The 7,177-nt window shown below is 31.3% G+C and carries 6 protein-coding genes and 1 other RNA gene; 2 read left to right on the top strand and 5 right to left on the bottom strand.

The features are described 5' to 3' along the window. Positions 1 to 779 (top strand): amino acid--tRNA ligase-related protein (locus ACIQ11_RS07580; protein ID WP_396154066.1); only part of this gene is annotated, 779 nt, incomplete at its 5' end. Positions 780 to 911: 132 nt separating this feature from the next. Here ACIQ11_RS07580 and ACIQ11_RS07575 read toward each other — a convergent pair. From ACIQ11_RS07575 to ffs, 5 genes are all read right to left on the bottom strand, one after another. Further along, entirely contained in the window at positions 912 to 3,377 is a 2,466-nt protein-coding gene (locus tag ACIQ11_RS07575; RefSeq protein WP_396154065.1) for a DUF5686 and carboxypeptidase regulatory-like domain-containing protein, read from the bottom strand. 3 nt (positions 3,378 to 3,380) lie between these two features. Then, positions 3,381 to 4,133, bottom strand: coding sequence for a head GIN domain-containing protein (locus ACIQ11_RS07570; protein WP_396154064.1), 753 nt, complete (start codon positions 4,131 to 4,133; stop codon positions 3,381 to 3,383). A gap of 64 nt (positions 4,134 to 4,197) precedes the next feature. Beyond that, positions 4,198 to 4,611: a type II 3-dehydroquinate dehydratase gene (gene aroQ / locus ACIQ11_RS07565; protein WP_396154063.1), complete on the bottom strand. Its 414-nt coding sequence runs from the start codon at positions 4,609 to 4,611 to the stop codon at positions 4,198 to 4,200. After that, positions 4,611 to 5,651: a M28 family metallopeptidase gene (locus tag ACIQ11_RS07560; protein ID WP_396154062.1), complete on the bottom strand. Its 1,041-nt coding sequence runs from the start codon at positions 5,649 to 5,651 to the stop codon at positions 4,611 to 4,613. Before ACIQ11_RS07560 ends, aroQ begins: the two co-directional genes overlap by 1 nt. 85 nt (positions 5,652 to 5,736) lie before the next feature. Next, positions 5,737 to 5,835, bottom strand: an RNA gene (gene ffs / locus ACIQ11_RS07555) — signal recognition particle sRNA small type. A gap of 87 nt (positions 5,836 to 5,922) precedes the next feature. Here ffs and ACIQ11_RS07550 point away from each other — a divergent pair. Continuing rightward, positions 5,923 to 6,975, top strand: coding sequence for a glutaminyl-peptide cyclotransferase (locus ACIQ11_RS07550; protein WP_396154061.1), 1,053 nt, complete (start codon positions 5,923 to 5,925; stop codon positions 6,973 to 6,975). Positions 6,976 to 7,177 lie beyond the last annotated feature (202 nt).

The raw sequence follows: 7,177 nt of genomic DNA, 5'->3' as shown, positions 1-7,177 counted from the left end.
CTTTTGGTGAACATAAAATTAGTTTTAAAGCGCCTTATGCCAGAGTGACTATGACGCAATCTATCATTGACTTTACAGGTTTTGATATTTCTGGAAAAACGGAAGCTGAGTTATTTGAAGCGGCTAAAGGAATGGGAATTGGCGTGGATGAGACTATGGGTAAAGGAAAATTAATTGATGAAATTTTTGGTGCAAAATGCGAAGGAAATTACATTCAACCGACTTTTATTACGGATTATCCAAAAGAAATGTCGCCTTTATGTAAACAACACCGAGACAATCCTGAATTAACAGAGCGTTTTGAATTAATGGTTTGTGGAAAAGAAATTGCCAATGCCTATTCGGAATTAAACGATCCAATTGACCAAAGAGAACGTTTTGAAGCACAAATGGCTTTAGCTGAAAAAGGCGATGATGAAGCTAACGGAATTATTGATGAAGACTTTTTACGTGCGTTAGAATACGGAATGCCACCAACTTCTGGTTTAGGAATTGGAATGGACCGATTAATTATGTTTTTAACAAATAACGCCTCAATTCAAGAAGTGTTGTTTTTCCCTCAAATGCGTCCTGAGAAAAAAGTAACGTATGAATTAACAGAAGACGAAAAATTCATTGTTAGTTTATTAGAGAAAGAAAACAATCAACCAATTGGTGTTTTAAAAGACAAATCTGCTTTAAGCGGAAAAAAATGGGATGCTGCGATGAAAGGTTTAGCCAAACACGGCCTAACTAAAGTAGTAGTTGACGGAGAAAATAAATTAGTGGTTTTAGGGTAATAAGGTTACACAAAGTAACGCAAAGAAAACACAGAGAACCACAAAATTTTAAATACAAAAAACCTCGAAACTTTCAAATTTCGAGGTTTTTTACATATTTGAATTTGGAATTTAAATATTGGAATTTTCTACCTAAAATCTCAAACCAAACATAAATCCTTGTCCAAAGTTGCTCCCTTGAAAACTTCTAACATAATCTACACGGAAAATTTTAAGTTTTCCAAAGCCAATTCGGTCTAAACCAACAGTTATTTCTTGGTAGGGTCTGATATTTGGAACGGCTAATTGATGAAATCCTCCAACTAAGTTCCAACCTAATTTATTTAATAATGGAATTTTATTCATAAAGTAACCATTATCGTTATAATTTGCGTGCAATTCAAAATACTTGTTATTAGTAGATTGCGAATAATAAGGCAATAAATTAAAACTTGAATTGTATTGCCCATCAATGCGAACGTGTGTTTGATTTCCGTTAAAATGTTTGTAATCTACAAATGAAATGTTGTCGGCACCAAAAAACGTTCCTGCTTTAATATTCAATTCCAAATCACCTTTATTGGCTAATGTTTTGTTATAATTTAAACGAGCTTCTAAAAAGTCATATTCATACGCTTTTGCTGTAGCTAAAAATGCTTTTGTATAAGTAAAACCAAGCGTTGGATATTTTCCTTCATTCATATTCATTTTTCCGTCTGGTCTGGTAATGTATTTTTGACCAAAAACAATTCGAGAACTCAAACTAAACTTAGTGATATGATGTTCATTAAATGCTGGAAGTAAATCAGAATTTGGATTTAATGGATTGTTTGAACTATACAAATCATCTGATTTTACCCAAGAATAATCCGTAGTATTAAACACTGGTTTTCTATTTTCGTAAGCAATATTTGCATTCAAAAACAAACCATTTACGACTTCTCTACCTGCTCCTATTTCAACAAATTCTTTTTCGTATAATTTCATAAAATTATTCTTAAAAATTAACGAACTTACTGTGTTTTCTATTTTAGAAATAGGTTCTGAACTATTAAATTGATTGACCTTATTTCCACCTGTAAGACGAATATAAGCATCATTTGTATTATTGAATTTATGATAAAAAGACGCTGTTGGCCTAATACGTTTATCAGAAAATCCGTATTGAAAATCAGAGTTTATTATGGTTCGTCTTTGCTTTTCTTCGTTATAACTTGAATACGAAAACCCTGAACCTATGTGATATCCCTGAACGGTATTAAAATTTAACGATGACAAATTAAATAGCCCTTGATAATTGAATCTTTTATTTTTAAAACTGTTTTTAAATGTGTATCCTGTGATTAACTTAATTGCCTTAAATTTATTTGAAACCGCATCAACAGAATCCATATACACTTGAGAATTTCGGACTTTATAAACACTATCTTTTTTTACATAATTGGTAGTTTCTTCTTCCGTTAAAGGCACTGGGCGATTTTCTAACCAATACGAATCTTCTTTTTTATTCGATTTTTCGGCAAAAGTAACTACCTCACTGCCAAAGGTTTTCTTTTCAAAATTAGACACAAAATTATAATTACTAAACACGTGTGTAAATTTGCCATTGAATTTCATCATAAACACACCTGCTTTAAAATCAAATGATTGCAAACTTTTAACCCACATTTTAGTGTCTGGATTAAAACTGAAATTTTGCACCACTTTAAACGATTCTAAAAACTCTTGTTGTGATCTGTAGCCTTTAACATCTAAATCGGCAGCATAAATAGCAAAAGTATCGTCAACCAAGTAAATATAGCCTTCAAAAACGGGCTCTTTATCGCGCTTTGGCGTTACTTTAATTTTGTAAATATAATTATTATAACTATCTGTAAATGAATCTTCTATTTTGTATTTATAATACGTAAAAGCATTGGAAGCAATAGGAGAAATCATTGGGATATTGAAATCAACGGTATTTTGATACAAATCATAATTGGTATTTAAAGCAGTATTAAAGCTAAATCCATTATCGTTTCCAGCCACTTTACTCGCTATAATTTCTTCTTTTAAATTGTTTGGTTTTTCAAACTTAATTTTAGAAACCGTTTCAGATTGATAAATAATTCCAGCACCTGTAGAATCTACATTCCCGTCTAAATCACCTATTTCAATACCCATAAATTTTTTAGGAACATCTTTTACTCTAAAGATACCTCTTGAGTAAAAATCGGCTTCATATTTATCGGTTTTTTCTGTATTTTTTTTACGATTGGCTATTGCGTTTCTGATGATTCCATTGGCTGGATTTTCGCCACTTTTTACAACTACTTCCTCAATAGAATATTGCTCATCAGGAAGTGTTACATTAATTATTACAGGAAATGAATTAATTTCTTGGGTTATGGTTTTGGTTTTGTATCCTAAAATCTTAAAAACCAAGGTGTATTTACCTGTTTTTTTGATGTTTAATTCGTACTCCCCGTTTTCATTTGTGGAAGTTCCGACGTAGGTTTTTTCGATGGTTACACTTGCATAAGGCAACGCGTTTCCTTTTGAGTCAGTGACTTTTCCTTTTATTTGCGCTATCGAAAAACAAGAAAAAAGCAATAGTAAGATTGAGGTTTGGGGCTTCATATATTATTTTATTTGTTCTACAGAGCCAGAAGTGCTCTCGGTTATTTTTACTTTATCTAATTTTCCATAATATTTTATAGAGCCGCTTGTTGAAGCGGTGGCATCTAATCCTTTTAGGGCTAAAACGTGAACGTCTGAAGAGGTACTTGCAGAAACCTGTGCCATATTTGAAACTAATTCTTTAGCATCGCAATCTGCTGAACTTGACGCATCTATAGCTAAATTATCTGTTTTGCCTTTTAATGCTACGCTTGAACTACTACTTAAATTAACTGCAATATCGTCTGTTGCCATATTTAAAGCCACATTTGAACTTGAAGAAGCATCAATAAAAATAGAATTACAGGTTACAGTTCCTGAAAAATCAGCACTTGAAGAAGTATTAATTTTTAACAAACTTACATTTAAATTATTTTTGATTGAAAACGTAGCTGAAGAGCTTACTGTAACGCTTCCAATACCTGGATTTGAAACGGTTACAAGCAATTTGCTGGTGTCCATTTTTTTATAGTAGTTGGTGTTTTCAATAAAAATTTTTAAAACATTATTTTTAGTTTCCACTTTTAAAAATTTCATTAAATCTTTTTCCCAAGTCACCTCAACATTTTGCACAGGTCCTTGAGTATAGACAACATTAACGCCTGATGAAGCCTTAATAGCAGTGAAATTTCCAACACCTCTGGTTTCTTTAACTTGACCAAAAGAAGTCGAAAGCATTGCGAAAAATGCAAGAAGAAATACCGTATTTTTTTTCATTTTTTTAAGTAGATTTAGTATGTATAATTATAGACGTTTTTTAAAAAATAAAAGTTGTATGATGTTACAAAAAACTTTGAATAGCTAATGCGTAACTTTTTAAACCAAAACCAATAATTACGCCTTTTGCGTTTGGAGAAATGTAAGATTGATGTCGAAATGTTTCTCTGGAAAACGTATTTGAAATATGGACTTCAATTACTGGTGATGTTATTGCCTTTACACAATCGGAAATGGCTACAGAAGTATGTGTATAGGCTCCTGCATTTAATAGTATTCCATCGTAAGAAAAGCCTACTTCTTGCAATTTATTGATAATTTCGCCTTCTACATTAGACTGAAAGTAATCCAATTGAACTGAAGGAAACTGTAATTTCAATTCATCAAAATACGAATCAAAGCTTTGATTGCCGTAAACTTCTGGTTCACGTTGTCCTAATAAATTTAAATTAGGGCCGTTTAGAATTAACAAATGCATTATTTACCGTCTTTGTCAACCACAATTCTATTTTCTCTATTGGCCAATTCCCAAGCTAATGTAAATGCTAATTTAACACGCATCGCTAACAAATCGTACTCAATTTTATCAGCTGTATCGTTTGGTCCGTGATAATCTTCGTGTACACCATTAAAAAAGAAAATAGAAGGAATTCCTTTTTTAGCAAAATTATAATGATCCGAACGCTTGTAAAATTGATTTGGATCGTTTCTGGCATTAAAAGTATAATCTAAATTTAAACCAACATATTTTGTATTCATTTCTTCGTTAATGGTATGTAATTCAGAACTTAATCGGTCTGAACCAATAACATACACATATTTTCCATTTTCTTTATGATTGGCAAGTGTGTCTCTACGTCCCACCATATCAATATTAATGTCAGCAATCGTGTTTTTTATTGGAAATAATGGATTTTCAGCGTAATATCTCGAACCGTGTAAACCGTGTTCTTCTCCTGTAACGTGTAAAAATAAAATAGAACGTTTTGGTGAAAAACCATCTTTTTTTGCTTCTGAAAAAGCTTTGGCAATTTCAACTAAAGAAACCGTACCAGAGCCATCATCATCTGCACCGTTAAAAACCTCACCATTTTTCATACCAACGTGATCGTAATGTGCAGAAATAACAAGTACCTCTTCTGGTTTTTCAGAACCTGGTATGAAAGCCCAAATATTTTCTGAATCACCCAATTTTGGTGCAAAACCTTTTTTCATAAATTCCGCAGGCACTTTTTGATAAAAATCATTGGACCCTGGAGGATTTGAAATACCTAACGCTTTATATTGCTCAATAAGATATAAACCTGCTTTTTTCTGTCCTGGTTCCCCTGTATTTCTGCCTTCCATTTCATCGGAAGCAATTACGTGAAGGTTTTTAGACAAACTGGCTTCGTTAATTGTATTGATGTATTTTGTAACATCTGCAACTTTTTTTGTTGCACTGGCTACAATTATTTTTTTTGGAGAACAACTAAGCAAAAATGCAGCTGTTGTAAGTAATAGTAATAACTTTTTCATTTGAATTGGTTTTAAACAATACAAATCTAAATTAAAAAAGTTTGATACCAATAAATTTTATAAGAATTTTAAGAAGAGAAGTAAAAAATGGCAAGCGACCTACATCGCACCGCTACAACCACATACCTTTGCTGCGTTCCCACCCTGGAGGATTTTGAGGGAGCTGGTCGTGTAGGACTTGCCGGTGCAAATATACAATCTTTTATTATTTCTACAAATCAAAAATTAGTTTAAAATAAATTGTAATATTGTATTATTAAATAATTTGAATATGAAAAAAATTAACTTACTTATAATCACAGCATTAAGTGTTTTTTTATATAATTGTAGTGAAACAAAAGACCTGTTTTCTATTGCTACAAAAGACTTAAAACAAGTTTACAAACCAACTGAAACTGTGAATTTAAGCATTGAAAATGTTGAAAATGCTAAAATTGATTCGGTAATTTATTTTTCAAACGATATTAAATTAGGTAAATCAACTGAAAATGCAGTTTTTAATTTAAAATTAGAAAAATTACAATTTGGTATTCAAGACATAAAAGCAATTGTGCATTCTGAAGGTGAAAAAATAGAATGTGTAACCTCTTTTGAATTGGTTTCGAATATCACACCAAAATTATATGAAACGAAAGATTATACTATTTTAAACACGTATAATCACGATGCAAATGCTTACACACAAGGTTTAGAATTTTACAACGGCATTTTATTTGAAGGAACGGGTCAAAATGGCGAATCAACACTAAGAAAAACAGATTATAAATCTGGAAATGTTTCAAAATCCGTGCCTTTATCACCAGATTATTTTGGTGAAGGAATTACCGTTTTTAATGACAAAATTTATCAACTGACTTGGAAAAATAAAGTTGGTTTTATCTATAATGCCGCAACTTTAGAGCAAGAAAAAACATTTGATTATTTTTCAGATGTTGAAGGTTGGGGTTTAACGCATAATGACAAACATTTAATTATGAGCGATGGAACCAATAAAATTTATTTTTTAAATCCAGAAACTCAAAAAATGGAGCGTTTCATAAACGTGTATTCTGATACAAATGCCATAACAGAACTGAACGAATTAGAATGGATTGACGGAAAAATTTGGGCAAACATTTACCTGAAAGATGTAATTGTTATTATCAATCCAGAAAATGGTGCCGTAGAAAGTGCTATTGATTTTTCAGATTTAAAAACAAAAAACAAAAAAGCATTAACGGAAGGAGATGAAGTTTTAAACGGAATTGCATACAATCGATCCACAAAAACGGTTTTTATTACAGGTAAAAATTGGGATAAAATGTTTGAAATTAAATTGAAATAAATATCAAATTAAAACAGCAAAAACTATGAAAAAAATAATATTAGCATCAGTTTTACTGATATTTACCGCAAAAATACAATCACAAAACCAAAATCAAAAAATGAAAACCATTCAACCACCAATTGCAAAAATAATTCCAAAAAAGTTAGAAAAACACGGAGATGTTAGAACGGATAATTACTATTGGTTAAACGAAAGAGAA

The sequence above is a fragment of the Flavobacterium sp. genome (assembly GCF_044361065.1).
Lineage (GTDB): Bacteria > Bacteroidota > Bacteroidia > Flavobacteriales > Flavobacteriaceae > Flavobacterium.
This window is presented reverse-complemented; position numbering and strand designations above follow the sequence as displayed.

What these genes read in the sequence shown, in the direction of transcription:
- ACIQ11_RS07575 (WP_396154065.1), bottom strand. Translation starts at nt 3,377, where the DNA reads ATGAAGCCCCAAACCTCAATCTTACTATTGCTTTTTTCTTGTTTTTCG.
- ACIQ11_RS07570 (WP_396154064.1), bottom strand. Translation starts at nt 4,133, where the DNA reads ATGAAAAAAAATACGGTATTTCTTCTTGCATTTTTCGCAATGCTTTCG.
- aroQ (WP_396154063.1), bottom strand. Translation starts at nt 4,611, where the DNA reads ATGCATTTGTTAATTCTAAACGGCCCTAATTTAAATTTATTAGGACAA.
- ACIQ11_RS07560 (WP_396154062.1), bottom strand. Translation starts at nt 5,651, where the DNA reads ATGAAAAAGTTATTACTATTACTTACAACAGCTGCATTTTTGCTTAGT.
- ACIQ11_RS07550 (WP_396154061.1), top strand. Translation starts at nt 5,923, where the DNA reads ATGAAAAAAATTAACTTACTTATAATCACAGCATTAAGTGTTTTTTTA.